General features: G+C 67.7%; 24 protein-coding genes. 9 read left to right on the top strand and 15 right to left on the bottom strand.

What is annotated here, in order from left to right; translation table 11 throughout:
* Positions 1-81: 81 nt before the first annotated feature.
* Entirely contained in the window at positions 82-1020 is a 939-nt protein-coding gene (locus tag ACGTNF_RS08900; RefSeq protein WP_394601386.1) for a glycine betaine ABC transporter substrate-binding protein, read from the bottom strand.
* A 74-nt stretch (positions 1021-1094) separates the two neighbouring features.
* The gene (locus ACGTNF_RS08905) at positions 1095-2267 is read right to left on the bottom strand and encodes a TauD/TfdA family dioxygenase (protein ID WP_394601387.1); all 1173 of its coding nucleotides are present in this window, start codon (positions 2265-2267) and stop codon (positions 1095-1097) included.
* Positions 2268-2374: 107 nt separating this feature from the next.
* On the opposite strand from ACGTNF_RS08905, the gene ACGTNF_RS08910 reads away from it, so the two are divergent.
* The 3 genes from ACGTNF_RS08910 (at position 2375) to ACGTNF_RS08920 (ending at position 5514) form a co-directional block, all read left to right on the top strand.
* Positions 2375-3244, top strand: a complete 870-nt coding sequence (locus ACGTNF_RS08910) for a LysR substrate-binding domain-containing protein (RefSeq protein ID WP_394601388.1) — start codon at positions 2375-2377, stop codon at positions 3242-3244.
* 123 nt (positions 3245-3367) lie between these two features.
* Positions 3368-4030: a response regulator gene (locus ACGTNF_RS08915; protein WP_394601389.1), complete on the top strand. Its 663-nt coding sequence runs from the start codon at positions 3368-3370 to the stop codon at positions 4028-4030.
* Entirely contained in the window at positions 4027-5514 is a 1488-nt protein-coding gene (locus tag ACGTNF_RS08920; RefSeq protein ID WP_394601390.1) for an ATP-binding protein, read from the top strand. The genes ACGTNF_RS08915 and ACGTNF_RS08920 overlap by 4 nt, the downstream gene beginning before the upstream one ends.
* Here the strand turns inward: ACGTNF_RS08920 and ACGTNF_RS08925 are convergent.
* From ACGTNF_RS08925 to ACGTNF_RS08950, 6 genes are all read right to left on the bottom strand, one after another.
* Positions 5466-6272: a M90 family metallopeptidase gene (locus tag ACGTNF_RS08925; protein WP_394601391.1), complete on the bottom strand. Its 807-nt coding sequence runs from the start codon at positions 6270-6272 to the stop codon at positions 5466-5468. The genes ACGTNF_RS08920 and ACGTNF_RS08925 overlap by 49 nt on opposite strands.
* Positions 6273-6276: 4 nt before the next feature.
* Positions 6277-7866 (bottom strand): GNAT family N-acetyltransferase, encoded by a 1590-nt coding sequence (locus ACGTNF_RS08930; RefSeq protein ID WP_394601392.1) that lies wholly within the window; start codon positions 7864-7866, stop codon positions 6277-6279.
* Positions 7867-8030: 164 nt separating this feature from the next.
* Complete coding sequence (locus ACGTNF_RS08935) at positions 8031-8297, bottom strand: DksA/TraR family C4-type zinc finger protein (RefSeq protein WP_394601393.1); 267 nt, start codon at positions 8295-8297, stop codon at positions 8031-8033.
* A gap of 79 nt (positions 8298-8376) precedes the next feature.
* Positions 8377-9282, bottom strand: coding sequence for a DMT family transporter (locus tag ACGTNF_RS08940; RefSeq protein ID WP_394601394.1), 906 nt, complete (start codon positions 9280-9282; stop codon positions 8377-8379).
* Between the two features lie 158 nt (positions 9283-9440).
* Entirely contained in the window at positions 9441-11078 is a 1638-nt protein-coding gene (locus tag ACGTNF_RS08945) for a BCCT family transporter (protein WP_394601395.1), read from the bottom strand.
* 219 nt (positions 11079-11297) lie between these two features.
* On the bottom strand, positions 11298-11486 hold the full coding sequence (locus ACGTNF_RS08950) for a hypothetical protein (RefSeq protein ID WP_394601396.1): 189 nt from the start codon (positions 11484-11486) through the stop codon (positions 11298-11300).
* Between ACGTNF_RS08950 and ACGTNF_RS08955 the strand changes: the two genes are divergently transcribed.
* The gene (locus ACGTNF_RS08955; protein ID WP_394601397.1) at positions 11485-11607 is read left to right on the top strand and encodes a hypothetical protein; all 123 of its coding nucleotides are present in this window, start codon (positions 11485-11487) and stop codon (positions 11605-11607) included. The two genes, ACGTNF_RS08950 and ACGTNF_RS08955, sit on opposite strands and share 2 nt — an antisense overlap.
* 90 nt (positions 11608-11697) lie before the next feature.
* Here the strand turns inward: ACGTNF_RS08955 and ACGTNF_RS08960 are convergent, their stop codons facing one another.
* The 6 genes from ACGTNF_RS08960 to ACGTNF_RS08985 form a co-directional block, all read right to left on the bottom strand.
* On the bottom strand, positions 11698-12006 hold the full coding sequence (locus tag ACGTNF_RS08960) for a hypothetical protein (protein WP_394601398.1): 309 nt from the start codon (positions 12004-12006) through the stop codon (positions 11698-11700).
* A 181-nt stretch (positions 12007-12187) separates the two neighbouring features.
* On the bottom strand, positions 12188-12589 hold the full coding sequence (locus ACGTNF_RS08965; RefSeq protein ID WP_394601399.1) for a heme-binding protein: 402 nt from the start codon (positions 12587-12589) through the stop codon (positions 12188-12190).
* A gap of 368 nt (positions 12590-12957) precedes the next feature.
* Positions 12958-14199 (bottom strand): glycolate oxidase subunit GlcF, encoded by a 1242-nt coding sequence (gene glcF / locus ACGTNF_RS08970; RefSeq protein WP_152478143.1) that lies wholly within the window; start codon positions 14197-14199, stop codon positions 12958-12960.
* Position 14200: 1 nt separating this feature from the next.
* Positions 14201-15286, bottom strand: a complete 1086-nt coding sequence (gene glcE / locus ACGTNF_RS08975; RefSeq protein ID WP_394601400.1) for a glycolate oxidase subunit GlcE — start codon at positions 15284-15286, stop codon at positions 14201-14203.
* 9 nt (positions 15287-15295) lie between these two features.
* A complete protein-coding gene (gene glcD, locus ACGTNF_RS08980) occupies positions 15296-16795 on the bottom strand; it encodes a glycolate oxidase subunit GlcD (protein WP_394601401.1) in 1500 nt (499 codons plus the stop codon).
* A 373-nt stretch (positions 16796-17168) separates the two neighbouring features.
* On the bottom strand, positions 17169-18869 hold the full coding sequence (locus ACGTNF_RS08985; protein ID WP_394601402.1) for an L-lactate permease: 1701 nt from the start codon (positions 18867-18869) through the stop codon (positions 17169-17171).
* Positions 18870-19186: 317 nt separating this feature from the next.
* Between ACGTNF_RS08985 and ACGTNF_RS08990 the strand changes: the two genes are divergently transcribed.
* Positions 19187-19894, top strand: coding sequence for a glutathione S-transferase N-terminal domain-containing protein (locus tag ACGTNF_RS08990; RefSeq protein WP_394601403.1), 708 nt, complete (start codon positions 19187-19189; stop codon positions 19892-19894).
* A 287-nt stretch (positions 19895-20181) separates the two neighbouring features.
* Here the strand turns inward: ACGTNF_RS08990 and ACGTNF_RS08995 are convergent, their stop codons facing one another.
* Positions 20182-20865 carry a GntR family transcriptional regulator gene (locus tag ACGTNF_RS08995; RefSeq protein WP_394601404.1) on the bottom strand — a complete coding sequence of 228 codons (684 nt, stop codon included), beginning with the start codon at positions 20863-20865 and terminating at the stop codon, positions 20182-20184.
* Positions 20866-21081: 216 nt separating this feature from the next.
* Between ACGTNF_RS08995 and ACGTNF_RS09000 the strand changes: the two genes are divergently transcribed.
* The 4 genes from ACGTNF_RS09000 (at position 21082) to ACGTNF_RS09015 (ending at position 24817) form a co-directional block, all read left to right on the top strand.
* Positions 21082-21543 (top strand): GlcG/HbpS family heme-binding protein, encoded by a 462-nt coding sequence (locus ACGTNF_RS09000; protein ID WP_394601405.1) that lies wholly within the window; start codon positions 21082-21084, stop codon positions 21541-21543.
* Positions 21544-21851: 308 nt separating this feature from the next.
* Positions 21852-22823, top strand: a complete 972-nt coding sequence (locus tag ACGTNF_RS09005; RefSeq protein ID WP_394601406.1) for a TRAP transporter substrate-binding protein — start codon at positions 21852-21854, stop codon at positions 22821-22823.
* A 100-nt stretch (positions 22824-22923) separates the two neighbouring features.
* The gene (locus tag ACGTNF_RS09010) at positions 22924-23502 is read left to right on the top strand and encodes a TRAP transporter small permease (RefSeq protein ID WP_394601407.1); all 579 of its coding nucleotides are present in this window, start codon (positions 22924-22926) and stop codon (positions 23500-23502) included.
* A 31-nt stretch (positions 23503-23533) separates the two neighbouring features.
* Positions 23534-24817: a TRAP transporter large permease gene (locus ACGTNF_RS09015; protein WP_394601408.1), complete on the top strand. Its 1284-nt coding sequence runs from the start codon at positions 23534-23536 to the stop codon at positions 24815-24817.
* Position 24818: the final 1 nt, after the last annotated feature.

A 24818-nucleotide genomic window follows, 5' to 3' on the forward strand; every position in this document is an offset into this window, starting at 1 on the left:
CTTCCTGAAGGATATCGCGCCCTAGCATACGGCAGAGGCGGCGCCGGCCAAAGGACCGGGCCGCCGGTCTGCACCGGGCCATCAGAGGCTGGCCTGCACCGCCGGCCAGGCCGGGTCACCGTCCGAGGTGGTCACGCCCTCGAGCATGGCCGCAACGCGTTCGGGGTGCTCCTGCAGCCACTGCCGGGCGACCGCCTCGACCTCGCGCTCCTCCTCGCCGAACTGCTGGATCATCCAGCTCTGTTCCTCGGCGGCGAAGGTGAACTGCTCGAAGAAGCGTTCCAGGTTGGGATGGGCGTCTCCGTAGTCGCTGCGCAGCACGGTCAGGACGTCGGTCGCGCCGTTGTCCTCGCCGAACAGATCCTTGGGATCGTCGAGGTAGCGCATCGGCAGCGCGAGATTCATCCAGTGCGGCGTCCAGCCGACCCAGACGATGGGCGCCTCGCGGTCGATGGCGCTGCTGGCGGCGCCGAGCATGCCGATCACGCTGGTGTCCACCACCTCCCAGTCGCCCAGTCCCCAGGCGTCGTCGTCGATGGCCTGGTAGAGCCTATCGCTGGCGGCGGAACCGGCCCCGAAGCTATGGATCTTGCCGTCGAAGGCCTCGCGATGGGCATCCAGGTCGGCGAAGCTGGTGATGCCCTGATCATGGAGGTAGTCCGGGACCGCCAGCGTCATCTGGGCGCCCTCGACGTTGTTGACCAGGCCCTCGATCACCCCGCTTTCCTCGCGGGGAGCGAACATCTTCTGCTGGGCCGGCATCCAGCCGCCGAGCAGGGCATCGATGTCGCCGGTCTCCAGCCCCTGGTAGACGACCTGCAGGCCAACGTCGTGGGTGCGGGTCTCGTAGCCCAGCGGGGCGAGGAGCTGGCTTGCCATCTCGCTCTTGACCGTGACCCCGGGCCAGGGGGGCACGCCGATGTCCAGGGTCGCGTCGTCGGCGAGGGCCGGGCTCGCCAGGCCCAGGGTCAGGGGCAGCGCGATCAGCGGCAGGGCGGGGGTCGTCGGCGAAAGACGCATGGGATCTCCTTGTGATGGGGGAGGCCGCTACCGGATTGATGTTGTGTCGGGCAACGGCCAGGACGGCAGGGGGATCAGGCCTCGCGGGCCAGCACCCGCAGACGGGATTCGCACATGTCGAGGTCCAGATAAGTGCCCTGCAGGTGGCGCCGGCCGGTACCGGGATCGAAGGCGTTGCGGCCGTGCATCACCCGGCGGTTGTCGAAGGCGACCATCTCGCCCGGGGCCAGGGAGAACTCGAGCCGGTTCTCGGGATCCTGGGCCAGCGCCCAGAACGCGCGGTAGGCGTCGTACCAGGCATCGATCTCCTCGAGGGGCAGGCGCAGGGTGTCGCGGATCCAGTTGTTGAGACGGACCTCGACGACCCGGCCCTGCTCGTCCAGGGCGAGCACCGGCGCGGTCCACACCAGGTCGTGCTCCTCGTCCTGGAAGCGGAAGTCGATCGGCGTCTCGGCCAGCCGCCGGAAGGCCTCGGGCGACTCGACGCGCAGCGCCTCCGCCGCGGCGAAGCCGTCGAAGAAGGTGGACTCGCCGCCCTCGGCATCATTTTCCAGGCAGTAGAGCAGCTGGATGTCCGGCGGGTTGCGCCAGTTGGGCAGGTCGGTGTGCAGGGCCAGGCCGATGGCGGTATAGGCGGCGTTGTTCGGGTTCGGCTTGGACTTGACGTCGAAGCGGGCGCCGAAGTTGGTGGCGCGCAGCGGCCCGATGCGACCCGCCAGGCGGCTCACTTCCTCGTCGGCCAGCGGGCCGTTCTCGAGCAGCACCAGGCCATCGCGAAGCAGGGCGGTGAGCCAGGCGCGCTCGCCCTCGGCGCCGGCCACGAAGTCGGCGTGGTCGACGCGGGTGGGGCGGTAGTCGTGGGCCCAGGGACGGCGCGTCGGCACGGCATCCTCCCGCGCCTGGCCCGGGCGGCGCTGATGCAGCCAGACGGCGTCGAAGCGGCTGACGTGACCGTCGGCCCAGGTGAGGACCAGATTGCCGTCCTCGAGCGCCGTCGCCGGGGCCTGTTCCGGCACCTCGAGGGCCATGTAGAGGCGCTCGCGGGTCATCGGATGGCGGCATTCGTCACAGGCGCAGTGGTCGCGCAGCCAGGTCAGCGGAAACCGGGCCCGGTCGCCGTTGCCCCAGCCAAGGGCCAGCTGTCGTCCGACCGCCGTGGCCTCGATGAGCGCCGGTCCCTCGGCGTGGGGGGTCAGTTCGCCCATGGGCAGGACGGCGCGTGCGTCGGCAATCGGCGTATCGGTCATGATCGGCTCCTCCCTTGTGAAGGTGCTCATGGTGGCGGCTGGCCGGTTCGCCGACAAACGATTAATCTGGCCCCTATGGCCCCATTCAATTTATACGTAGGTTATTCATGAGTCGGCTTCCCCCCCTGCTGTGGCTGCAGGCCTTCGAGACAGCGGCGCGCACCCTGAGCTTCACCGCCGCCGGCCAGGAGCTCGGCGTGACCCAGGCGGCGATCAGCCAGCGGGTGCGCCTGCTCGAGGATCGCCTGGGCCAGAAGCTGTTCGTGCGCCACCCGCGCAGCCTCAGCCTGACGCCGGCCGGGCAGGCCTGGCTGCCGTGCCTGCAGGACGGCTTCACGCGCCTGGCCGAGGGCACCGAGGAGGTCTTCGGCGGCGGCGGGGAGGCGCCGGTGACGCTGCGCACCACGCCGGTGATGCAGCAGTACTGGCTGGCGCCGCGCATCTGCGCCTTTCGCCGCGAGCATCCCGAAGTGGCGCTGAGGCTGATCAGCGCCATCTGGCCGGATGACTTCGGCGCCGAGGGCGCCGATCTCGAGATCCGCTACGGGCAGGGCAGCTGGCCGGGGATGGAGGCGGTTTCCCTGGGCCGGGAGACGATGCTGCCGGTGTGTGCCCCGGCGCTGGCCGAGCGCATCACCGCGCCGTCGGACCTGGCGGCGCACACCCTGTTGCACGCCGTGGGGTTCGAGGTGGGCTGGCCGGCCTGGCTGGAGGCGGTGGGGATGCCGACCCTGGCTTCGCGCTGCGCATCGCTGACCTGCGATACCCAGAGCATGTCGCTGTCGCTCGCGGCGCTGGGCGAGGGCGTGGCCCTGACCCATCAGCGGCTGGTGGAGGGGCGCGACGACCTGGTGGCGGCGCTCGACTGGCCGGTGGAGAGCGACGAGGGGTTCTGGCTGGTGCGCCCGGCCCGGCGCCAGCCGCGGCCGGAGGCCGAGCGGCTGTGGGCGTGGCTGGCGCAGGGGCTGGACGATTGAGCGCCGTATCGCGTGGCAGGACGAGAGGTGCACGAGTCTTGAACGGGGAGCTTAAGCAAGGCTTAAGACATCGCCCGGACAATGGTTTCACCGTCACGACCGGGACAGGCAAAGGAGAGGCGCATGCGCGTGCTGCTGGTGGAAGACGACCCGCTGCTGGGCGACGGCATCAAGACCGCGCTGCAGCGCGAGGGCTATGCCGTCGACTGGTTGGACAACGGCCGCGAGGCCATGGCCGCGGCCCGCTACGACGATTTCTCGGTGATGGTGCTCGACCTGGGCCTGCCCGACGTCGACGGGCTGAAGGTGCTCGAGGCGGTGCGCGGCCGCGGCTCGCTGCCGGTGCTGATCCTCACCGCCCGCGATGACATCGACTCGCGCCTGGCCGGGCTCGACGGCGGCGCCGACGACTACGTGCTCAAGCCCTTCGATCTCGCCGAGCTGCTGGCCCGCCTGCGGGTGGTGACCCGCCGCGCCGAGGGCCGGGCCTCGCAGTATCTCGACGTGGGCGAGCTGCGCATCGACGAGGCTCGCCACCGGGTGAGCTGGCAGGGCGAGGAGATCACGCTGACGCGCCGCGAGTACGCGCTGCTGCTGGAGCTGGCGCGCCACGCCGACCGTGTGATGACCCGGCCGCGGCTGGAGAACCTGCTCTACGGCTGGGAGGAGGAAGTGGCCTCCAACGCCGTGGAGGTGCATGTCCACCACCTGCGCAAGAAGTTCCACAAGGGGCTGATCACCACCATCCGGGGCGTCGGCTATCGGCTGAATGCCGCTGACGCATGAGGTCGATTCGCCGCTACCTGAGCCGCACCCTGGCGCTGGCCCTCGCCGGGGTGACGCTGCTGGTCGTCACCGCCGCCTACCTGATCACCGCCCACGAGACCGAGGAGATCCTCGACGCCCAGCTCAGCCTGCAGAACCGGGTGGTGGCCAGCCTGATCGGTCCGAATGACTCCGAGGCCACCTATCGTCGGATCGCCGAGCGCATGAGCCATCCGAAGCGCCTCGCGAGCTTCTATCCGGATGGCGAGGCGCCGCGCGAGGCCGCCGCTCGGGGGGCGGCGCTCTATCATCACGAGGAACGCGAGCTGTCGCTGGGCTTCTGGCACCGCGACGGCCGCCCCTACCTGACCGGCGCGCCCTGGAGCGGGGCCGGGCCCTTCCCGCCGCCCGAGGAGCAGGGCTACGCCTGGGCCGAGTACGACGGCGGCCGCTGGCGGGTGTTCTCGCTGTTCGACGAGGACAGCGGGCTGTGGATCCGCTCCGGGGTCAGCATCGAGTTCATGCACGAGCTCGAGCGCAAGGTGGCGCTCGGCAACCTGGTGCCGATGCTGCTGGCGCTGCCGCTGCTGCTGGTCGCCATGGGCTGGATCGTGCGCCGGGGGCTGATCCCGATCGGCACCCTGTCGCGGGAGGTGGCCGGCCGCGACGACCGCGACCTGGCCTTCATCGATGTCGGCGTGCCCCGCGAGCTGTCGGGGCTGCGCGAGGCGCTCAACGACTTCATCGCCCGCCTGCGCGAGACCCTCGAGCGCGAGCGGCGCTTCACCGCCGATGCCGCCCATGAGCTGCGCACGCCGCTGGCCGGGCTGAAGATCCACCTCGACAATGCCCGGGCCGGCGAGCGGGACTCGCTGGACAAGGCCTATCGCGGCGTGGAACGGCTGCAGCGAGTGGTCGAGCAGCTGCTGGTGCTGGCGCGGCTGGACCGCCGGGAGGCCCGCGAGGCCCGCGACATCGATCTCTATCCGCTGGTGCTCGAGCTGGTCGCCGAGCTGTGGCCCTGGGCCCAGGCCCGGCATCAGGAGATGACCCTGCACGGCGTCCTGGCGCTATGGGTGCGTGCCGATCCGGTGGAGGCGGGCATCCTGATCCGCAACCTGCTGGACAACGCCCTGCGCTATACCCCGGAGCACGGCGAGGTGGCGATCACGCTCTCCGAGACCGCCGACGGCGCGGTGCTGGCGGTGCGCGACAGCGGCCCGGGCATTCCCGAGGAGGCGCTCGCCACCATCACCGAACGCTTCCGCCGCGCCGCGGACCAGCGCACCACCGGCAGCGGCCTGGGGCTCGCGATCGTGCAGCAGCTGGCCGAGCGCCAGCGGGCCGGGCTGACGCTGCGCAACTGCCACCCGCACGGCCTCGAGGCCGCACTGCGTTGGCCGGCCCGGCCGCCGGCGCTCGCCCGCTCGCGGACGGACGCGGCGGAGGGCGATGATCAGGCGGAGGGCGGCGAGCGCCAGGACAGCGGGTCGAGGCGGAAGTAGCGGCCGAGCAGGGCGTAGAGCTCGGGATAGGCGGCGTCCAGCGCCTCGGGGGCGGCGAAGAAGGTCTCGCAACTCACCGCGAAGCACTCGCCGGGATGGCTGGCGGCGTAGTCGTCGATGGGCGTGGCCTCGCCGCGGGCGAGGTGTGCCTGGAGGTCGTCCCACACGGCGGTGAACACGCGATGCCAGTCCCGGGCGGCCATGTCGGCCGGCAGCGGCGGGAAACCGTCGGCGTCCAGCGAGTTGGCCATGTCGAGCTTGTGGGCCAGCTCGTGGATCACCACGTTGAAGCCGTCCAGCGCGCCGCTCGCCATCAGGTCCGGATAGGCGACCACCACCGGCCCCTGGTGGGAGGTCTCGCCGGCGCGCTCGTCGTCGTACTCGTGCATCACCCCGAACTCGTCCATCTCCTCCACCCGGCGATGAAAGGCGTCGGGCACGATCAGGATCTCGTGCAGCCCGGCGAAGGCCTCGCGGTGGGTGGCCTCGTCCCAGCCCAGGGTCAGCAGGCAGCCCTGGGCGGCGATGGCCAGCCGTGCCGGCACGTCGAAGTCGATCGACGCGTCGAGCTCGGGATGGCGGCTCAGCCGCTTGGCATGGGCAAAATGCCAGGCGCGGTGCCCGAGGCGTTCGGCGGCCTCGTCGGGCAGCGCGGCGAGCAGCGGCAGCCGCGCCCGGGCCTCGTGCCACTCGGCCGCGGGGAAGGGATGGCGGGCCTCGAAGCGTGCCGCCCGCCAGCGCTTCAGGCGTTCCAGCACGGCCTCAGCCTTCGTCCGTGTCGCGGGCGCCGGATGGCCGGCCCCCTGACTTCCACGACCAGTCGCGCAGGCGCAGGTCGAACAGGTCCTGGCGGCGGTCCTTGAGGTTGGTCACCGAGCCCTCGTTGCGCACCACCTTGAGGCGGTTCAGGTCCAGGTCCGAGAACATGATCATCTCGGTGTTGGGCGTGGTCTCGGCCAGCACGGCATCGTGGGGGAAGGAGAAGTCCGACGGCGAGAACACCGACGACTGGGCGTACTGGATGTCGAGGTTCTCGATCGACGGCACGTTGCCGACGCTGCCGCACAGCACCACGTAGCACTCGTTCTCGATGGCCCGCGCCTGGGAGCAGTGGCGCACCCGCAGGTAGCCGTTCTTGGTGTCGGTCCAGAAGGGCACGAACAGGATGTCCATGTCCTGATCGGCCAGCAGCCGCGAGAGCTCGGGGAATTCCACGTCGTAGCAGATCTGGATGCCGACCCGGCCGGCATCGGTATCGAACACCTGCAGCTCGTCGCCGCCCTCGATCACCCAGTCGCGGCGCTCCTGGGGGGTGATGTGCAGCTTGGCCTGGCGCTCCACGGAGCCGTCGCGGTGGCACAGGTAGGCGACGTTGTAGAGCCGGTCCTCCTCGCCGAACTCGATCATCGAGCCGGCCACGATGTTGATGTTGTAGGCCACGGCCATGCGCGAGAGCTCGGTCTTGAAGCGCTCGGTGAAGCCGGCCAGGAAGCGGATGGCGGCGATCTGGTCCTGCTGGGCGGCGCGATCCTGCAGGCCCATCAGCGGGGCGTTGAACAGTTCGGGGAAGACCGCGAAGTCGCTCTGGTAGTCGGCCAGGGCGTCGACGAAGTACTCGACCTGCTGCAGCACCGCCTCGACCGAGTCGAACTCGCGCATCTGCCACTGCACGGCGCCGACCCGCACCTGGGTGCGGCGGCTCTCCAGCACCCGCTCGGCGGGCTCGAAGAGGATGTTGTTCCACTCCAGCAGGGTCGCGTAGCCCTGGGACTTCTCGTCCTCGGGCAGGTACTTGCGCAGCAGGCGCTTGACCTGGAAGTCGTTGGCCAGCTGGAACGACAGGATGGGGTCGTGGATCTCCTTGCGCGCCACCTTGTCGAGGTACTCGGCGGGCGAGAGCTCGTCGGCGTACTGGTGGTACTGGGGGATGCGACCGCCGGCGAGGATCGCCCGCAGATTCATCGAGCGGCACAGGTCCTTGCGCGCCTCGTAGAGCCGCCGGCCCAGGCGATAGCCGCGATAGTCCGGGTGGATCAGCACGTCGAGGCCGTACATGGCGTCGCCCTCGTCATCGTTGAGGATGATCTCGCGCTGGCCGATTAGGTCGTCGTACTGGTGGGGGTTGGAGAAGTCGTCGTAGTCGACCTGCACGGTCAGCGCCACGCCGACCAGCTGGCCGTCGTCCTCGATGGCGATCTGGCCGTCCGGAAACTCCTCGATCAGCTTGTCGATGGTGTGCTCGGGCCAGGCGCCGCCGATGTCGTGATAGACGGCGTCCATCAGCGTCTTGAGCTGCGGGTAGTCGTCCTGCGTCAGGTTGCGCAGATTGAGGTGCAGATCATCGAGGGACATGCCGCGGGCTCTCCGGTCGGGGAACGAAAGCCGCAGTTTAGCAGCCTCTTGCCCTCGGGCCGACAGGCGTAGTGGGGATACTGGGCGCTACTCTTGCCCTGCGCGAGAATCGCCACACCCCTCTACGAACCGCCTCCCGGCTCCAGAGCTCGTGTTCCGCCGTGTCAGCGCAGCTGGCTGTCCTTGCTGCCGCGGCGATTGAAGCCGCCGCCCGGCCCCTGGCGCCCGTCGCGCTCGGCCTGGCAGGCGAGGCACAGCCGCACGCCGGGCACCGCCTGGCGCCGTGCCTCGGGGATCGGGTCGCCGCATTCGTCACATTCGTGGGCGCTCTCGCCGCGGGGAATCGAGCGCCGGGCGCGCTCCAGTTCGTCCTGCACGCTGTCGTCTATCTGCTGCTGGACGTCGCCGTCCTTCGACCAGCCTCCGGCCATCTCCGCCGTTCTCCGTGGTTGTTGTGGTTTCATCCTAGGGCCTGTGCGGGCCTTGTCCAGGGCGCCCGGCCGGGATCGACTAGCCCGTGCGCCGCGCCCCCTCGCGGCTGACCAGCGGCCGCGTCAGGGTCTGGGCCATCACCACGCCGGCGAGAATCAGGGCGCCGCCCAGGAAGTGGAAGGCGGACACGGTCTCGCCCAGCGCGAGCATGGCGATGATGGCGCTAAACAGCGGCATCAGGTTGATGAAGATGCTCGAGCGGTTGGCACCGATGCGGCGGATGGCGTGCATCCACAGGTAGGTGGTGACGATGGAGGCGGGAATGCCGGCGTAGGCGATCAGGCCGATGTTGTCGGCGCTGACCGGCGTCATCGGCCCCGCCAGATAGGGCGGCAGCAGCAGCAGCACGGCGAAGACCACCTGGGCGTAGAGCAGCACCCAGGGCGGCAGGTCGATCGTCCAGCGCTTGAGCATCACACCGTAGAGGGCGTAGCAGGTCGCGGCCACCACCATCAGGGCGTCGCCGGTGGCGACCCTCAGATCGAGCAGCGACAGCGGCTCGCCCTGGCCCAGCAGCACGCTCACGCCAACGAGCGCCAGTACACCGCCGGCCACGCCGCCGAGGCTCGGCGGCTCGTGCAGGATCAGGGCGCTGAGCAGCACCGTGATCAGCGGCACCATGGCGGCCAGGATGCCCATGTTGGTGGCCGAGGTGGTCTCGGCGGCCACGTAGGCCAGGCCCTGCCACAGCCCCATGCCCAGCAGGCCCAGCGTCGCCAGCTTCGGCCATTCGCGGCGGATGGTGGCGCGATGGCGCCAGGCGGCGGGGGCGACGAAGGGCGTCATCACCGCCAGCGCCAGCAGCCAGCGCAGGAAGGCGATGCTGCTGGGGGCGATGGCGCCGACGGTGAGCTGATTGATGGTCATGTTGCCCGACCAGATCAGCACGGCGCCGAGCGGCAGCAGGAAGACGAACGGTGACATGGCATCCTCGCGTCGATGAAGGGGTGGTCGTGAGCGGCCTGAAGATGAGCCTTCGATGATAAGGTCGTCGACGGCAGGGGGCCAGACGCGAGCCGCCCCCTGGGTCGGCCACCGCGATGCGGCGTTGGCCAGGGGGCGGCGTCAGAGGATGAGCGGCCTCAGCGCAGGGCGCGCAGCTCGCCGTTCAGCGCCTTGATGATGGTGTAGCACATTACGATCATCACCACCGAGAACGGGATCGCGGTGGCCGTGACCCCGGCCTGCAGCGCCGAGAGCCCGCCGCCGATCAGCAGCACGATGGCGATCAGGCCTTCCACCGTGGCCCAGAACATGCGCTGGGGGCGCGGCGCGTCGATCTTGCCGCCGGCGGTGATGGTATCAATCACCAGCGAGCCGGAGTCCGATGAGGTGACGAAGAAGATCAGCGCCAGGATGATGCCCAGGGTCGACATCAGGCCCGACAGCGGCAGCTCGTTGAGCATGCCGAACAGCGACAGCTCGGGGTTGTAGTTGTCGATCACGTATTCCTTGACCAGGCTGCCGGCCGGGTTGGAGTAGAGCTGATCGAGGGCCGTGGCGCCGAACACGCCCATCCAGATGAAGATGAACAGGCTCGGGATCAGCAGCACGCAGATCACGAACTCGCGCACCGTGCGGCCCCGGGAGACGCGGGCGATGAACATGCCGACGAAGGGCGCCCAGCTGACCCACCAGGCCCAGTAGAAGATGGTCCAGGACTGGCGAAAGGCGTCGTCCTCGCGGCCGAACGGCGCCGACAGCGGGAGGAACTCCGTCACGTAGGTCTCGAGGCCGTTCCAGAAGCCGGTGAGCGAGGCCAGGGTCGGGCCGGCGAACAGCACGAAGAAGAAGAACAGCACGGCCATGCCCATGTTGATCTCGGAGAGCCGCTTCACGCCGCCGTCCAGGCCACGCCACACCGACACCAGCGCCACCGCGGTGACGGCCACGATCACGATCACCTGGGTGGTGATGCTGACCTCGAGGCCGAAGACGAAGTTCATGCCGGCGTTGGCCTGCTGGGCGCCGAGGCCGAGCGAGGTGGCCAGGCCGAACAGGGTGGAGAACACCGCCAGGATGTCGATCAGGTGACCCGGCCAGCCCCACACGCGGTCGCCCAGTATCGGGAAGAAGGCCGAGCGTATCGAGAAGGGCAGGCCCTTGTTGTAAGTGAAGATCGACAGCGCCAGTGCCATGACCACGTAGACGGCCCAGCCGTGGATGCCCCAGTGCAGGTAGGTGCCGGCCAGGCCCATGGCGGTGGCGTCGGCGATGGCGTCCGGATTCAGGGTGCCGTCGGTGCCGAAGGGCGAGGGGGTGCCCAGCGGCGAGGAGACGTTGGCGTGGTAGACCGGTTCCAGCACGCCGAAGAACAGCAGCCCGATGCCGATTCCGGCGGCGAACAGCATCGCGAACCAGGAGAGATAGCCGTACTCCGGCGTGGCCTCGGGCCCGCCCAGCCGGACCTTGCCGTAGGGCAGCACCACCAGCGCCAGACTGAAGACGATGAAGCCGTCCACCACGAGCATGAAGTAGCTGTCGAGGGTGCCGGTGGAGAAGCTGACGATGGACTGGAAGAGGCTGCCGGCTCGCTCGGGAAACAGCAGGGTGAGGACGATGAAGGCGATCGAGGCCAGCGCCGAGATGGCGAAGACCCGGTTGTGGATATCGAAGCCGATGGGGCCGAGGTTACCCTCGATATTGTCCTGGCCGACGGTATAGTCCGTCTGCATGTCGTCCGACACCGGAGGGGGAGCCGGCTCGCTTGGTGTACTCATGAAGGTTGCTCCTGTGGATGGAAACACATTGGCCGCGTGAGTCTCTCACAAGTCAGCTATTGCATGCGCACGGACAGACGATGCGACGACGGCGCCCTGCCATGGCGGAAAGGCTGGGTTCACGGCGTCAATATGAGCACTCAACACAACGGTCCCCCTGGAGCTGTCCATCACGCGAAGATCAGCACCGGGGGGAGTCGCCTATGGGTCGTGGACGGATCAGGGAAGGCGGCGCAGCTCTCCGTTCAACGCCTTGATGATGGTATAGCACATCAGAATCATCACCACCGAGAAGGGGACCGCGGTGGCCGTGACGCCGGCCTGAAGCGCCTCGGCGAGGGGCCGCTGCTGACGCTGAGCGCCGATCGCCGGGCAGGGGCCGGTCGACGACCTGATCGAGCGAGGCATGCTGACGGGACTGCATGGGCTCTCGCTGGGCACCGCCAACGGCTATGGAGTGATCGACGTTAAGCCGGAGGATCGGCGCGACGCCAAGCGGGCCTTCGTGGCCTGGATGATGGCCAGCTGAGCCTGTCCGGGCCCGGTACCGTCCCGGAAATGAAAAACCCCGGCCGTGGCCGGGGTCTGGGGCATTCGCCTTCCCTGGTCTGCGCGACCCTCAGTCCTCGGGGTCGTTGGCAGAATCCACGCCGCCTTCGGTCGTCATGTCGTCGTTGACGCTGCCCTCGGTATGAGTGTCGGCCTCCTGCGAGGGATCGTTGGCGCTATCCGTGCCCCCCTCTTCAACGATGGCATCGTCGCTCATGGCGCCGTCGTGACCTTCCATGGTGCCTTGCTCCACGTCATTGGCACTGTCGACGCCGTTGTCGGGAGCCATCTCATGTTCCTCGTGATGCGCCGCCAGAGCGGAGCCTGAGAGCATCATCAGTGCGCTAAGGGTGATGGCAGCAGTCGCGTTACGTTTCATGGTGCACCTCTCGTCCTTTTATGGGCGTGGTAGGCATCCGTGCGTTTCATCGAATGCTATACAAAACCTATTCAAAAAATGGCTAATGCGCAAGACTCGCGTGGAAAAACTTCGGCGCCGGAACGTCGGAACCCCGGCATGGCCGGGGTTCCAGGGACGATGCAGAGGGGCGTTCGGCGAGTCAAGCCAGGGCGGCCACCGCGGCCTTGGCGACCTGCACGTCCTGGTCGGGCTTGACGCCGGAGATGCCGACGCTACCGGCGACCTGGCCGTCGACGAGCACCGGCACGCCGCCGGCCAACAGCGCCTGCATCGGCGCGGTGACGAAGGCGGTGCGGCCGTTGTTGATCATGTCCTCGAAGGCCTGGGTTTCCTTGCGGCCGATGGCGGCGTTGCGCGCCTTCTCGGTGGCGACGCCGGCGCTGAAGGGCGGTGCGCCGTCCATGCGGCGCAGGCCGAGCAGATGGCCGCCGTCGTCGGCCACGGCGATAGTCACGGCCCAGCCGTTGGCTTCGGCTTCCTTCTGGCCTGCGTCGAGCAGGGCGTTGACGTCGTCCAGGGTCAGTACAGCTTTGGTTTGCATGGTAATTTCCTCTTCTCGATGACTGCTTGCAAGTGAGACTCGCCGAGTCGTCACGATCACGCCAGCGCCTCGTCCACGATCTCGATCCAGTGCCGTGCCGGCGTTCTGCCGGCACCGTTCAGGAGCGTCTGGCAGCTGAAGGAATGAGCGCGCGTCACGATCACGCCAGCGCCTCGTCCACGATTTCGATCCAGTGCCGTGCCGGCGTTCTGCCGGCACCGTTCAGGAGCGTCTGGCAGCTGAAGGAATGAGCGCGCGTCACGATCACGCCAGCGCCTCGTCCACGATCTCGATCCATTGCCGTGCCGGCGTTCTGCCGGCACCGTTCAGATGCGTCTGGCAGCTGAAGGAATGAGCGCGCGTCACGATCACGCCAGCGCCTCGTCCACGATCTCGATCCAGTGCCGTACCGGCGTTCTACCGGCACCGTTCAGATGCGTCTGGCAACCGATGTTGGCGGTCACGATCACCTCCGGATCGCCGGCCTCCAGGGCGTCGAGCTTGTTGTCGCGCAGCTCGGTGGCGAGCTCGGGCTGGGTCACCGAGTAGGTGCCGGCCGAGCCGCAGCACAGGTGCGCGTCCTGCACCGGGGTCAGCGAGAAGCCGAGCCTGGCCAGCACGGTATCGACGCTGCCGCCGAGCTTCTGGGCGTGCTGCAGGGTGCAGGGGCAATGGAAGGCCAGGCGCTTGTGCTCGCGCAGGGTCAGCGGCTCCAGGTCCTCGTCGCGCAGGATCTCCACCAGGTCCTTGGCCAGGGCGCTGATGCGCGCGGCCTTGTCGGCGTAGTCGGGATCGTCGGCCAGCACCTCGCCGTATTCCTTGACCATGGCGCCGCAGCCGCTGGCGGTCTGCACGATGGCTTCCACCCCGGGCTCGCCCTCCTTGTCGATATGGGGCCACCAGGCGTCGATGTTGGCGCGCATCCGCGCGCGACCGGCGTCCTGGGCGTTGAGGTGGTAGTCGATGGCGCCGCAGCAGCCGGCCTCCGGCGCCGGGGTCAAGCCGATGCCGAGGCGGTCGAGCACCCGGGCGGTGGCGGCGTTGGTGTTGGGCGAGAGCCCCGGCTGCACGCAGCCCTCGAGGATCAGCATCTGGCGCTCGTGGCGGCGGCCCTCGGGGCGGCTGCCGGCATCCACCGGCGCCGGCGGCATCTTGTCGCGCAGCGTGCCGGGCACCAGCGGGCGGAAGGTCTGGCCGAGCTTGAGCAGCGCCTGGAAGCGGGCCGGCTCGACCAGCGCCTTGCGCAGGCCGAAGCGCAGGGCGCGCTCGGCGGCGGGCCGCGGCGCCCGGCGCTCGATCTCGGCGCGGCCGATGTCGAGCAGCTTGTGGTATTCCACGCCGGACGGACAGGTGGTCTCGCAGTTGCGGCAGGTCAGGCAGCGGTCCAGGTGCAGCCGGGTCTCCTCGGTGACGACGTCGTCCTCGGGGTTCTCCAGCATCTGCTTCATCAGGTAGATGCGTCCGCGGGGGCCGTCGCGCTCGTCGCCCAGCAGCTGGTAGGTCGGGCAGGTGGCGTTGCAGAAGCCGCAGTGCACGCAGGTGCGCAGCACCCGCTCGGCCTCGCGGATGTGCGGCTGTTCGAGATCCTGTTCGGTGAAGTGCGTCTGCATGTCAGAGCTCCGCGTAGAGTCGGCCCGGATTGAAGATGCCCTTCGGGTCCAGCTCGGCCTTGAGGCAGCGGTGATACTTGAGCATCACCTCGGGCAGCGGGGTGAAGGGCTCGGCGGCGCCCGGCGTCAGGCAGGTGGCGTGTCCGCCGGCGGCGGCGCAGGCCTCGCGCAGGGCCTCGGCGGGCAGCTCGGTCCTGAGCCAGCGCTGGGCGCCGGCCCAGTCGTGGAGCATGGCCTGCTCGTCGAGGCCGTCGGCCTCGAGCCGGGCGCGCTGGGGCAGCGAGATGCGCCACAGCGGGCGCTCGTCATCGCCGGCGAAGAGCGGCAGGCGCTGCTCGCGCAGGTCGTCCCAAAAGCCGGGATCGAGGTCCTCGCCGCCGAGGCGCTCGCGGGTGGCGGCCACCGAGCCCGGGCCGCCTTCGAGGCGCAGGTGCAGGGCGCCGTCCTGCCAGGCGGCGGCGGTCAGCGGCAGCGGGTGGCGGCCCCATTCGGCAAGGCGTTCGCGGGCCTCGTCGAGCGGCATCTCGAGGCGCAGCCCGTGGCGGGCGGAGGGGCGCGGCAGCACCTTGAGCGTGACCTCGGTGAGCAGCCCCAGGCCGCCCTGGGCGCCGACCATCAGCCGCGACAGGTCGTAGCCGGCGACGTTCTTCATCACCTCGCCGCCGAAGCGCTGCTCGTCGCCGGTGTGGGTGATCACCCGGGCGCCGAGCACGAAGTCGCGCACGGCGCCGGCCCAGGGGCGGCGCGGGCCGGAGAGCCCGGCGGCGACCGTGCCGCCGACGGTGGCGGCGTCGCCGAAGTGGGGCGGCTCGAAGGGCAGCATCTGGCCGTTCTCGGCCAGCGCCGCTTCCAGCTGGGCCAGCGGCGTGCCGGCGCGCACCGAGACGATCAGCTCCACCGGGTCGTAGCCGGTGATGCCGCGATGCTCGCGGGTGGAGAGCGTCTCGCCCTCCACGGGCCGACCGTAGAAGGCCTTGGTGTCACCGCCGACGATGCGCAGCGCCGTGCCCGCGGCGTTGGCCTGGCGGACGCGCTCGCCCAGCTCGGTGCTGATGTCCCGGTCCTGCGGGGATGTGGATGTGGCCATGATCATTCCTCAAAAACGGGGCAGCTCGGGGTGCGGCAGCTCGCCGCCGTGCACGTGCATGGCGCCGAACTCGGCGCAGCGCGCCAGGGTCGGGATGTTCTTGCCCGGGTTGAGCAGGCCCTCGGGGTCGAAGGCCGCCTTCACCGCGTGGAAGGTGGTCAGCTCGTCGCTGCCGAACTGGGCGCACATCTGGTTGATCTTCTCGCGGCCCACGCCGTGCTCGCCGGTGATCGAGCCGCCGGCTTCCACGCACAGTTCGAGGATCTTGCCGCCCAGCGCCTCGGCCTGCTCGAGCTCGCCCTCGCGGTTGGCATCGAACAGGATCAGCGGGTGCATGTTGCCGTCGCCGGCGTGGAAGACGTTGGCGACCTTAAGCCCGTAGGCCTCGGACAGGTCGGCGATGCCCTGCAGCACGCGGGGCAGCTCGCGGCGCGGGATGGTGCCGTCCATGCAGTAGTAGTCCGGCGACATGCGGCCCACCGCGGGGAAGGCGTTCTTGCGCCCGGCCCAGAAGCGCGCGCGCTCGGCCTCGTCGCGGGCCTGCTGGATGTCGGTGGCGCCGGCCTTCTCGAGCACCTCGCGGACCCGCTCGACGTCGTCGTCGACGTCGGCTTCCACGCCGTCCAGCTCGCACAGCAGGATCGCCTCGGCCTCGACCGGATAGCCGGCGTGGATGAAGTCCTCGGCGGCGCGGATCGCCAGGTTGTCCATCATCTCCAGCCCGCCGGGAATGATGCCGGCGGCGATGATATCGCCCACGGCGCGGCCGGCCTTGCCCACGTCGTCGAAGCTGGCCATCAGCACCTTGGTGGTCTCGGGCTTGGGCAGCAGCTTGACGGTGATCTCGGTGACCACGCCCAGCATGCCCTCCGAGCCGTTGAACAGTGCCAGCAGGTCGAAGCCCGGGGCGTCCAGCGCCTCGCTGCCGAGGGTCATGCGCTCGCCCTCGATGGTGATGATCTCGACCTTCATCACGTTGTGTACGGTCAGTCCGTACTTGAGGCAGTGCACGCCGCCGGCGTTCTCCGCCACGTTGCCGCCGATCGAGCAGGCGATCTGGGAGGAGGGGTCCGGCGCGTAGTAGAGGCCAAAGGGCGCGGCGGCCTCGGAGATGGCCAGGTTGCGCACGCCGGGCTGGACGCGGGCGATGCGGGCATCCGGGTCGACCTCGAGGATCTTGCTGAAGCGCGACATCACCAGCAGCACGCCCTGCTCCAGCGGCAGGGCGCCGCCGGAGAGGCCAGTGCCGGCGCCGCGGGTGACCACCGGCACGCCCAGTGCCCGGCAGCCCTTGAGCAGCGCCTCGACCTGATCGAGGGTCTCCGGCAGAGCCACCAGCATGGGCATGACGCGGTAGGCGGCCAGGCCGTCGCATTCGAAGGGATGCAGGTCTTCCTCGCGATGGAGCAGCGTCAGGCCGGGAACGGCCTGCTGCAGGCTGGCGAGCACCTCCGCCTTGTCCCGGCGGGGCAGCTCGCCATCGAGTCGTGCGTCGTAGTGGATGTTCATGACGGCTCCGGCGGATGAGGCAGCGATGGCATGATAGCGATCAGAACACGCCTCGTGCGTTTACAGAAATATTTTCCACACCATTCCCTGTTCACGCTCAGGGGACCGCGAGCGCGGGTGGCCGCAAGGGCGCCAAGGAATGCCTGATAGCAGAACGATACGACCCCGGGGGCGCGGATGGCTACGCTGGGTCATTGGTCATACCAGTTGGCGCCAGCGGTGGGTTCGCAGGCTTCCGCCAATGTTCATGGACAATCAAGGGCTTAGTGAAAGGCGCCTGCCGCTTGTCCGGCCAGGCGCCCGAGGCTCGTTAGACTAATGAACGAGCCGCTTCGGTGACCGCCCGCGGCATGGGCCGCGGGCGGTCGCCGGCTCAGCCGAGGGCCAGCAGCGGGTCGGTGATGCTCCACGCCTGGATGGCGATCAGGCCGATCAGGCCCGCGGCCAGGACGTAGTAGATCGTCGGCAGGATGGTCTTGCGGATGGTGATCCCCTCGCGGCCGAGCAGGCCCACGGTGGCCGAGGCGGCGACCACGTTATGGATGGCGATCATGTTGCCGGCGGCGGCGCCGACGGCCTGCAGGGCCACCATCATGGCGGTGGACACGCCGAGCTGCTGGGCCACGTTGAACTGGAAGTCCGACAGCATCAGATTGGACACGGTGTTGGAGCCGGCGATGAAGGCCCCCAGCGCGCCCACGGCGGGGGCGAACAGCGGATAGATGCCGCCGACGCCGTCGGCCACCAGGCTCGCCATGGCCACCGGCATCGAGACCAGATCGGCGGTGTTGACGCCGGAGTTGATCAGGATGCGCACCATGGGAATGGTGAACACCAGCACGAAACCGGCACCGGCCAGGGTCCGGGTGGACTCGCCGAAGGCGGCGCGCAGCTCGCCGAGGCGCATGCGGTGCAGCAGCGCGGTGAGCAGGACGACCGCCACCAGGATGCCGCCGGGCAGGTAGAGCGGCTGGATGCTGCCGGACACGCCGGCTTCGCCGAGGATGTTGCTCCAGCCGAGGCTGACCGAGGTCAGCGCGTCCTTCAGCGGGTCGATGGTGCGCGAGGCGACCAGCAGCACGGCCAGCAGCACGTAGGGCAGCCAGCCCATGGCGGTGGAGATGGGCGTCTTGCCGACCACCTCGTCGGTCTTGATGACCAGCTTGCCGATCCAGTGGTCAGGCCAGGCGTTGGATTCCGGGAAGTCCCAGCTCTCCTTGGGGATCAGGAAGCCGCGGCGGGCGGCCGGCACGACGATGGCCAGGCCGACCATGGCGCCGATCATCGACGGGAACTCCGGCCCCAGCAGCACGCCGGCCAGCGCATAGGGCACCACGAAGCTGATGCCGGCGAACAGCGCGAAGGGCGCGATGGCCAGGCCTTCCTTCCAGGAGCGGTTGGCGCCGAAGAAGCGCACCATCACGGCGACCATCAGCAGCGGCATGAACATGCCGACCAGGGCGTGGATGATGGCGACCTGGCCGGCCACCAGGTGGAAGTATTCGAGCCAGCTGGCGCCGCCGGCCTCCAGGGTCGCGCTGATGCTGCTCTTGTCCAGGCCGCCCGAGACGCCGACCACGATCGGCGTGCCCACGGCACCGAAGGAGACCGGGGTGGACTGGATCATCATGCCGACGACCACGGCCGCCAGCGCCGGGAAGCCGAGCGCCACCATCAGCGGGGCGGCCACCGCGGCCGGCGTGCCGAAGCCCGAGGCGCCCTCGATGAAGCAGCCGAACAGCCAGGCGACGATGATGGCCTGGACGCGACGGTCCGGACTGATGCCCGAGAAGCCGTTGCGGATGGCGGTGATGCCGCCGGAATGCTTGAGCGTGTTGAGCAGCAGGATGGCGCCGAAGATGATCCACAGGATCGCCACCGTCAGCATCAGGCCCTGCAGGGTCGAGGCCAGCACCCGGGTGGCGGTCATGTCCCAGGCGAACAGGGCGATGACGGCGGTCACGGCGAAGACGATCGGCATGGCGACCCGTGCCGCCATGCGCAGACCGATCAGCAGGATCCCCGCCAGCAGCAGGGGGGTGAAGGCCAGTAGCGCCAGTAGTGAGTCGTGCATGGATGAGGTCCCTCATCGATGATGGTGTTGTTGTAGGCCGCGCGAGGGCGACGATCCGCGGAACCTTACGACCGGCGGCACGAATTGACCATCCAGGGTAAATTGGTATTACCATAGGGTCGGGATCGAGAAGCTCGTTCTGGTTTCACAAAAGCTTTTTTGGATCAATGGGTTAACGCTCTGAGGGATGAAGGCGAACGACCGTTGGCCGGCGCGATGCTTCGACCAATAGACAACGGCCGACGAGTCGCCGGCGGCGTGCGGGAAGGGCGTCGGCCTGTCATCATCGGGCTTTACCCCAGCGACAAGGAGTTGGTATGACACGCGAGCTCTATGATCTGTGCGGCATCGACGAACGGCTGCGGTTCTCGCCCTATTGCTGGCGCGCCCGGTACGCCTTGGCTCATAAAGGGCTCGATGTCCAGACGCGGCCCTGGCGATTCAGCGAAAAGGAGGCCCTGGCGTTCTCGGGCCAGGGGCAGGTGCCGGTGCTGGTCGATGGCGATGAGGTCGTCCATGACAGCTATGAGATCATGCGTTATCTGGATCGCGCCTATCCCGAGTCGCCGTTACTCGGTGAGGGGCCGGCCGAGGCTCGTGCCCGCTTCTTCAAGCACTACGCCGAGCGTTCCCTGGCGCCGGCGATCCTGCGTACCGTCGTCATGGACCTGTTCAACGCCATTCACCCCGACGATCGCGCCTACTTCCGCGAGACCCGCGAGGCACGTCTGGGATGCAGCTTCGAGGAGTTCCACTCACCGGCCAAGGGGCTCTCGCAGCTCGACACCGCCCTGGCGCCGCTGCGCGGCCGCCTGGAAGAAGCCGACTTCCTGGACGGCGATGCCCCGGGCGGCGCCGACTATCTGGTGTTCGGCTTCTTCATGTGGGCGCACTGCGTCTCCAGCGCCGATCTGGTCTCCAACGCCGACCCGGTCTATGCCTGGCGCGAGCGCATGCTCGACCTGTACGACGGGCTGGGCCGCGAGGCGCTGCGAGTCACCGATATCGAGGGGGCCTATCGCTGAGGGAGAGAGATCGCCCTTTAACGAAAGTAGGCCATTGGCGGAAGACGTTCTTTCAGGGAAAGGTCTTCCGCATGACCTCGGTGCGTCTGATCCACAGGGCCGTTCGCGTCTCAATGCATCATGCCGGGCGGCCCTTCTGTGGCCTTGCCGGGAAAGGGGAGGAGAGCCATTCAGGTGGATCACGATGACGATTCGTATCCGCGGGTCGTTACCCTTTTTCCTACCGTCGATGCCATCAATGATGCAGAGATCATGGCATTATCAGCAGGCGCCTGTTGCCGAGGATTTCAGTGCGCTGTCACATCCTGATCAGGGGTATCATCGAGGATGCCCGCCAGTGACGCGGCCTCGAGTTTGTTACAGAGGTGGTCCCGCAGGATCTGGCCCAGTCGTCGACCGTCGCGTTGGCGCAGAGCTCCGATCATCTCCTCGTGGTCATGCACGGCCTGGCCCCAGAAGTCATCGCTCATCTGCTTGGAGTAGCGCACGCGCTTCACGCGGTGGCTGAGATTGTTGTACATCTCGATGAGGATCTCGTTGTCGGAAGCGGCCAGAATCTTCTCGTGGATCTGCTGGTTGACGCGGAAATACTCGGTGAGCTCCCGGCGGCGATAGTGCTCCAGCATCTTGTCGTGCAGCTCGCCGACCTTGGCGATATCCGAATCGCTGATCTGTTGACAGGCCAATTCCCCGGACAGGCCCTCCAGGGCGCCCATCAGGTCGTAGGTGTCCTTGACCATCTTCACCGTCAGCCTCATCACCCTCGCGCCGCGATTGGGCAAGAGCTCGACCAGTCCCTCCGTGGCCAGCACCTTGAGCGCCTCGCGCAGTGGGGTGCGAGAGACGCCGAACTTCTCGCAGAGCTCGCGTTCGGAGATGCGCTCTCCCGGTATCAGGTCGCCGTGCTCGATCAGCTCCCGAATGCGATCGGCCACTTCACGGTAAAGATTGCGATGCTGGATCTTGCTCATGGTCGAATTCCTTGCTGAGCTGCCTCGACGGCGACCTGAAGGCCCTGCCGATGTAGCCATTCTAGCCATAATGACGAAGTCGTTGATGTCGTGTAAAAGGAATTATGAATTCAAAATTCCGCAAGGTATAGCCATCCGGATGGATCGAGGGATGCCGGATGGCGTTCGTCGGCATGCGAAAGCATGCGACACCACGACACCGAGAGGAGATTGCACATGGCAGGCAAGGTATATCGCAGCAGGGTGCTGCTGGCTCGAGAACAGGCCCGCAGCATCATCGATGGCGCTATCGCCAGGGCTAGAGAGGCGGGCATGGAGCCACTGACGGTGGTGGTGCTGGATGGCGGTGGCCACCCGGTAGCGGCCGAACGCGAGGACGGCTGCGCGCCCCTGCGCTATCCCGTCGCCGAGGGCAAGGCGTTCGCCGCGCTCGGCAACGGGGCGGCCAGTGGCGTAGTGGGTGCCCGCAACGCCGAGCGTCCAGCCTTCCTGGCGAGCGTCGCGGCGGCTTCCGAGGGGCGCTTCGTGCCGGTGGCGGGGGGTGTGCTGATCCTGGATCCCGATGAACGGGTCATCGGGGCCGTGGGGGTGAGCGGTGCCTCCTCCGGCGAGGACGAGGCGGCGGCCATCGCCGGCATCGAGGCGGCGGGCCTGGAAGCAGGGATCGAGCCCGGCTGACACCAGCCCCTCCCCCCCCCGGCCGTGCCACGGCGTGATCGATGGTCGTGACACGGCTCCCTCCCCAAGCCTCCCTGATCTCCCTTCCTTGCCGTCGTCACTCCCAAACTGCTGTTGTGGAAGCGTAATTTATTTAGTGTCAAGACCTCGAGACGAAAGTTTAATTTCGCATTTTGAATTTTGAATTCAAATTCAGTGCACGTGGTCTCGAAAGATCGATGCCTGTCGCTGGGGTACCACCGAGGAGCCTCGAGACACGGCCGCGACCACGATATGACGACAACAACAAACCACGAGTGGAGTGCGTAATGAGATTCCTCAAGACAGCCCTCGCCGCCAGCATCATGGCGTTTGGCGCCCAGGCCGCCAATGCCGACGAGATCGAGATCAAGTTCGGCCACGTCGGGGGGCCCGGTTCGCTGTTCGAGAAGACCGCCAACGAGTTCGCGCGACTGGCCAACGAGCGCCTGGAAGGCACGGCCGAGGTGGTGCCCTACGGGTCCAGTCAGCTGGGCAATGACTCACAGATGCTCAACAAGCTCAAGCTCGGCACCCTCGACCTGTCCCTGCCGTCGTCGATCATGAGTAGCGTGGCGCCTGAGTTCTCGCTGTTCGAGATGCCCTATCTCATCGAGAACCGGGACCACTTGCGTCGGGTACGTGACGACTTCCTGCGCGATGAGCTCTATGAGGCGGCCGAGAGCCGGAACTACAAGATCATCGGCATCTGGGAGAACGGCTTCCGTCAGATCACCAACAACGTTCGACCCATCGATGTCCCTTCCGACCTAGAAGGCGTCAAGCTGCGAACTCCCAACGGCGTCTGGCGCGTTGAGATGTTCAAGAGTTACGGCGCCAACCCTGCCCCGATGGCCCTCTCCGAGGCGTTCGTGGCCCTGCAGACGGGCGCGATGGACGGCCAGGAAAACCCCCTGGTGCAGATCTACTCCCAGCGCTTCCAGGAGGTACAGGACTACCTGTCCGTGTCCAACCACGTCTATACCCCGGCCTACGTGCTGGCCGGCGCCAGCTGGAATCGTCTTCCCGAGGAAGTGCGCCAGGTCTTGGTCGAGACCGCCGAGGAGGTCGAGGGATATGCCCTGGAGCAGGGCGCCGCCCTGGATGACAGCCTGCTGGCCAAGTTCGAGGAGGAGGGCTTGGAGATCAACGAGGTGGATACGGCCGCCTTCGTCGAGCAGTCCTCCGGCATCTACGAGAAGTTTGGCAACGAAGTGGACGGTGGCCTGGCGATGATCGAGAAGGTCGACGCCCTGCGCTGAACCCGTTCCGAGTCAGCGACGATGGCAGGCCCGGCCAGGTGACGGCATCGCGGCGGGGCCCGCCCTTTCCCTACCCGCTTTCTTCTCGGAGGTCACGAACGTGTCCTTGAAACAGTTCAAGGCGGCCTATCAGCGGCTGCTGGAAATCATCGTGTTCCTGAACGTGGTGGCGCTGTCGGGGGTCATCATCATCGGTTTCATGTCGCGCCTGCTGGGCTCTCCCTTCAGTTGGTACGACGAGGTCGCCTCCGTGGGGCTGGCCTGGTTGACCTACTACGGGGCGGCGCTCGCCGCGGCCAAGGGCGCGCACATCACCTGCCCCAGCATCATCAACATGGCACCCCCGAGCATCCGCCTGCCGGTGGCGCTGCTGGCCGAGGCCATCACCGCGGCTTTCTTCGTGCTGCTGGCCTACACCGGCTACCAGGTCGTGATGATCCTCGAGGGCTCCACCCTGGTCAGCCTGACCAATGTCTCGCTGCAGCTTACCCAATCAGTCATTCCCATCGGCTCGGCACTGTTCATCATCGCCCAGCTGCTGCGTCTGCCCGAGGTGATCGAGAGCGCCCGCGGGAAAGGCTTCGTCGACCATGAACTCGAAGAGGCCGGCATCGACCCGGATTCGGCCGCCGAGGGCTCACACATCGACAGCGAACGCCGGGCCACGGGCCGGGCCTGACGGGCATCCGCGAACCACTGGAGAAGTAACGATGATCATATTAGGTATGTTCGTGGGGCTGATACTGCTGATCCTGATCAACGTGCCGGTCGCCGTGGCGTTGGGGATCGTCGGCTCCCTGGCGACCGTGGCGAGTTTCGGCGTCTTCGCCTTGCCCAACATCGGCATGGTGATGTTCGACGGGGCGACCAAGTTCCCGTTGATCGCGATCCCGCTGTTCATCCTGGCCGGGGCGATCATGAACGCCTCGAGCATCTCGCGCCGCCTCATCGACCTGGCCATGGCGATGGTCGGCTTCATCAAGGGCGGGCTGTCGATGGTCACCATCGGCGCCTCGATCTTCTTCGCCGAGATCTCGGGCTCGGCGGTGGCCGGCGTGTCGGCCATCGGCAGTCTGCTGATTCCGGCAATGCGCGACAAGGGTTATTCCAAGGAGTTCTCCGCGGCCATCTCGTCGTCGGCCGCCAGCCTGGCGATTATATTGCCGCCGTCTATCCCGATGATTCTCTATGCGGTCATGTCGGGTGAGTCGGTGGTCAAGATGTTCATCGCTGGCATCTTCCCAGGGCTGCTCGGCGCTATGGGCCTGGCCGCCATGTGCTACTACCTTGCCCGCAAGCATGGCTTTCCTTCCGAAGGAAAGTTTCAGACCAAGCGCCTCTGGGAGGCCTTCAAGGGTGCCGCATGGGCCCTGGTCATTCCCGTCATCATCCTCGGCGGGATCTTCGGCGGCATCGTCACCGCGACCGAGGGCGCCGCTCTCGCCGTGGTGGTGGCGATCTTCATCAGCGCGGTGATCTATCGCGAGTTCGACCTGAAAATCTTCTACAAGTCCTGCGTCGATGCCGGGGTGCAGACCGCCGTGGTGATGCTGCTGGTGGCCAGCTCCGCCGTGGTGGGGCTGTATCTCACCGAGACCCAGATCCCGCAGCAGATGGCCAACTCGATCGGTGAGCTGACCAGCAACAAGTACATCATTCTGGCGCTGCTCAACGTCATCTTCCTGATCCTGGGTATCTTCCTGCACTCTGCGGCCGCCATCATCCTGGTCGTGCCCATCGTGCTGCCCCTGGTCACCGCGGTAGGGATCGATCCGCTGCACTTCGGGCTGATCGTGACCCTGAATCTGGCCATTGGCCAGCAGACGCCGCCGGTGGCGAGTGTGCTGATCGCGTCCTGCTCGATCGCGCGTTCGGACATCTGGGCCACCACGCGAACCAACCTGTGGTTCATCGGCGTGCTGTTCGCGATCCTGATGCTCAACACCTATGTGCCGGCCTTCGCCCTGGCGCTGGTCAATCTCGTCTACGGCTGAT

It is taken from the genome of Halomonas sp. B23F22_10, assembly GCF_043496975.1.
Classification (GTDB): domain Bacteria; phylum Pseudomonadota; class Gammaproteobacteria; order Pseudomonadales; family Halomonadaceae; genus Halomonas; species Halomonas smyrnensis.

What these genes read in the sequence shown, in the direction of transcription:
- ACGTNF_RS08900 (WP_394601386.1), bottom strand. Translation starts at nt 1,020, where the DNA reads ATGCGTCTTTCGCCGACGACCCCCGCCCTGCCGCTGATCGCGCTGCCC.
- ACGTNF_RS08905 (WP_394601387.1), bottom strand. Translation starts at nt 2,267, where the DNA reads ATGACCGATACGCCGATTGCCGACGCACGCGCCGTCCTGCCCATGGGC.
- ACGTNF_RS08910 (WP_394601388.1), top strand. Translation starts at nt 2,375, where the DNA reads ATGAGTCGGCTTCCCCCCCTGCTGTGGCTGCAGGCCTTCGAGACAGCG.
- ACGTNF_RS08915 (WP_394601389.1), top strand. Translation starts at nt 3,368, where the DNA reads ATGCGCGTGCTGCTGGTGGAAGACGACCCGCTGCTGGGCGACGGCATC.
- ACGTNF_RS08920 (WP_394601390.1), top strand. Translation starts at nt 4,027, where the DNA reads ATGAGGTCGATTCGCCGCTACCTGAGCCGCACCCTGGCGCTGGCCCTC.
- ACGTNF_RS08930 (WP_394601392.1), bottom strand. Translation starts at nt 7,866, where the DNA reads ATGTCCCTCGATGATCTGCACCTCAATCTGCGCAACCTGACGCAGGAC.
- ACGTNF_RS08935 (WP_394601393.1), bottom strand. Translation starts at nt 8,297, where the DNA reads ATGGCCGGAGGCTGGTCGAAGGACGGCGACGTCCAGCAGCAGATAGAC.
- ACGTNF_RS08940 (WP_394601394.1), bottom strand. Translation starts at nt 9,282, where the DNA reads ATGTCACCGTTCGTCTTCCTGCTGCCGCTCGGCGCCGTGCTGATCTGG.
- ACGTNF_RS08945 (WP_394601395.1), bottom strand. Translation starts at nt 11,078, where the DNA reads ATGAGTACACCAAGCGAGCCGGCTCCCCCTCCGGTGTCGGACGACATG.
- ACGTNF_RS08955 (WP_394601397.1), top strand. Translation starts at nt 11,485, where the DNA reads ATGCTGACGGGACTGCATGGGCTCTCGCTGGGCACCGCCAACGGCTAT.
- ACGTNF_RS08950 (WP_394601396.1), bottom strand. Translation starts at nt 11,486, where the DNA reads ATGCCTCGCTCGATCAGGTCGTCGACCGGCCCCTGCCCGGCGATCGGC.
- ACGTNF_RS08960 (WP_394601398.1), bottom strand. Translation starts at nt 12,006, where the DNA reads ATGAAACGTAACGCGACTGCTGCCATCACCCTTAGCGCACTGATGATG.
- ACGTNF_RS08965 (WP_394601399.1), bottom strand. Translation starts at nt 12,589, where the DNA reads ATGCAAACCAAAGCTGTACTGACCCTGGACGACGTCAACGCCCTGCTC.
- glcF (WP_152478143.1), bottom strand. Translation starts at nt 14,199, where the DNA reads ATGCAGACGCACTTCACCGAACAGGATCTCGAACAGCCGCACATCCGC.
- glcE (WP_394601400.1), bottom strand. Translation starts at nt 15,286, where the DNA reads ATGGCCACATCCACATCCCCGCAGGACCGGGACATCAGCACCGAGCTG.
- glcD (WP_394601401.1), bottom strand. Translation starts at nt 16,795, where the DNA reads ATGAACATCCACTACGACGCACGACTCGATGGCGAGCTGCCCCGCCGG.
- ACGTNF_RS08985 (WP_394601402.1), bottom strand. Translation starts at nt 18,869, where the DNA reads ATGCACGACTCACTACTGGCGCTACTGGCCTTCACCCCCCTGCTGCTG.
- ACGTNF_RS08990 (WP_394601403.1), top strand. Translation starts at nt 19,187, where the DNA reads ATGACACGCGAGCTCTATGATCTGTGCGGCATCGACGAACGGCTGCGG.
- ACGTNF_RS08995 (WP_394601404.1), bottom strand. Translation starts at nt 20,865, where the DNA reads ATGAGCAAGATCCAGCATCGCAATCTTTACCGTGAAGTGGCCGATCGC.
- ACGTNF_RS09000 (WP_394601405.1), top strand. Translation starts at nt 21,082, where the DNA reads ATGGCAGGCAAGGTATATCGCAGCAGGGTGCTGCTGGCTCGAGAACAG.
- ACGTNF_RS09005 (WP_394601406.1), top strand. Translation starts at nt 21,852, where the DNA reads ATGAGATTCCTCAAGACAGCCCTCGCCGCCAGCATCATGGCGTTTGGC.
- ACGTNF_RS09015 (WP_394601408.1), top strand. Translation starts at nt 23,534, where the DNA reads ATGATCATATTAGGTATGTTCGTGGGGCTGATACTGCTGATCCTGATC.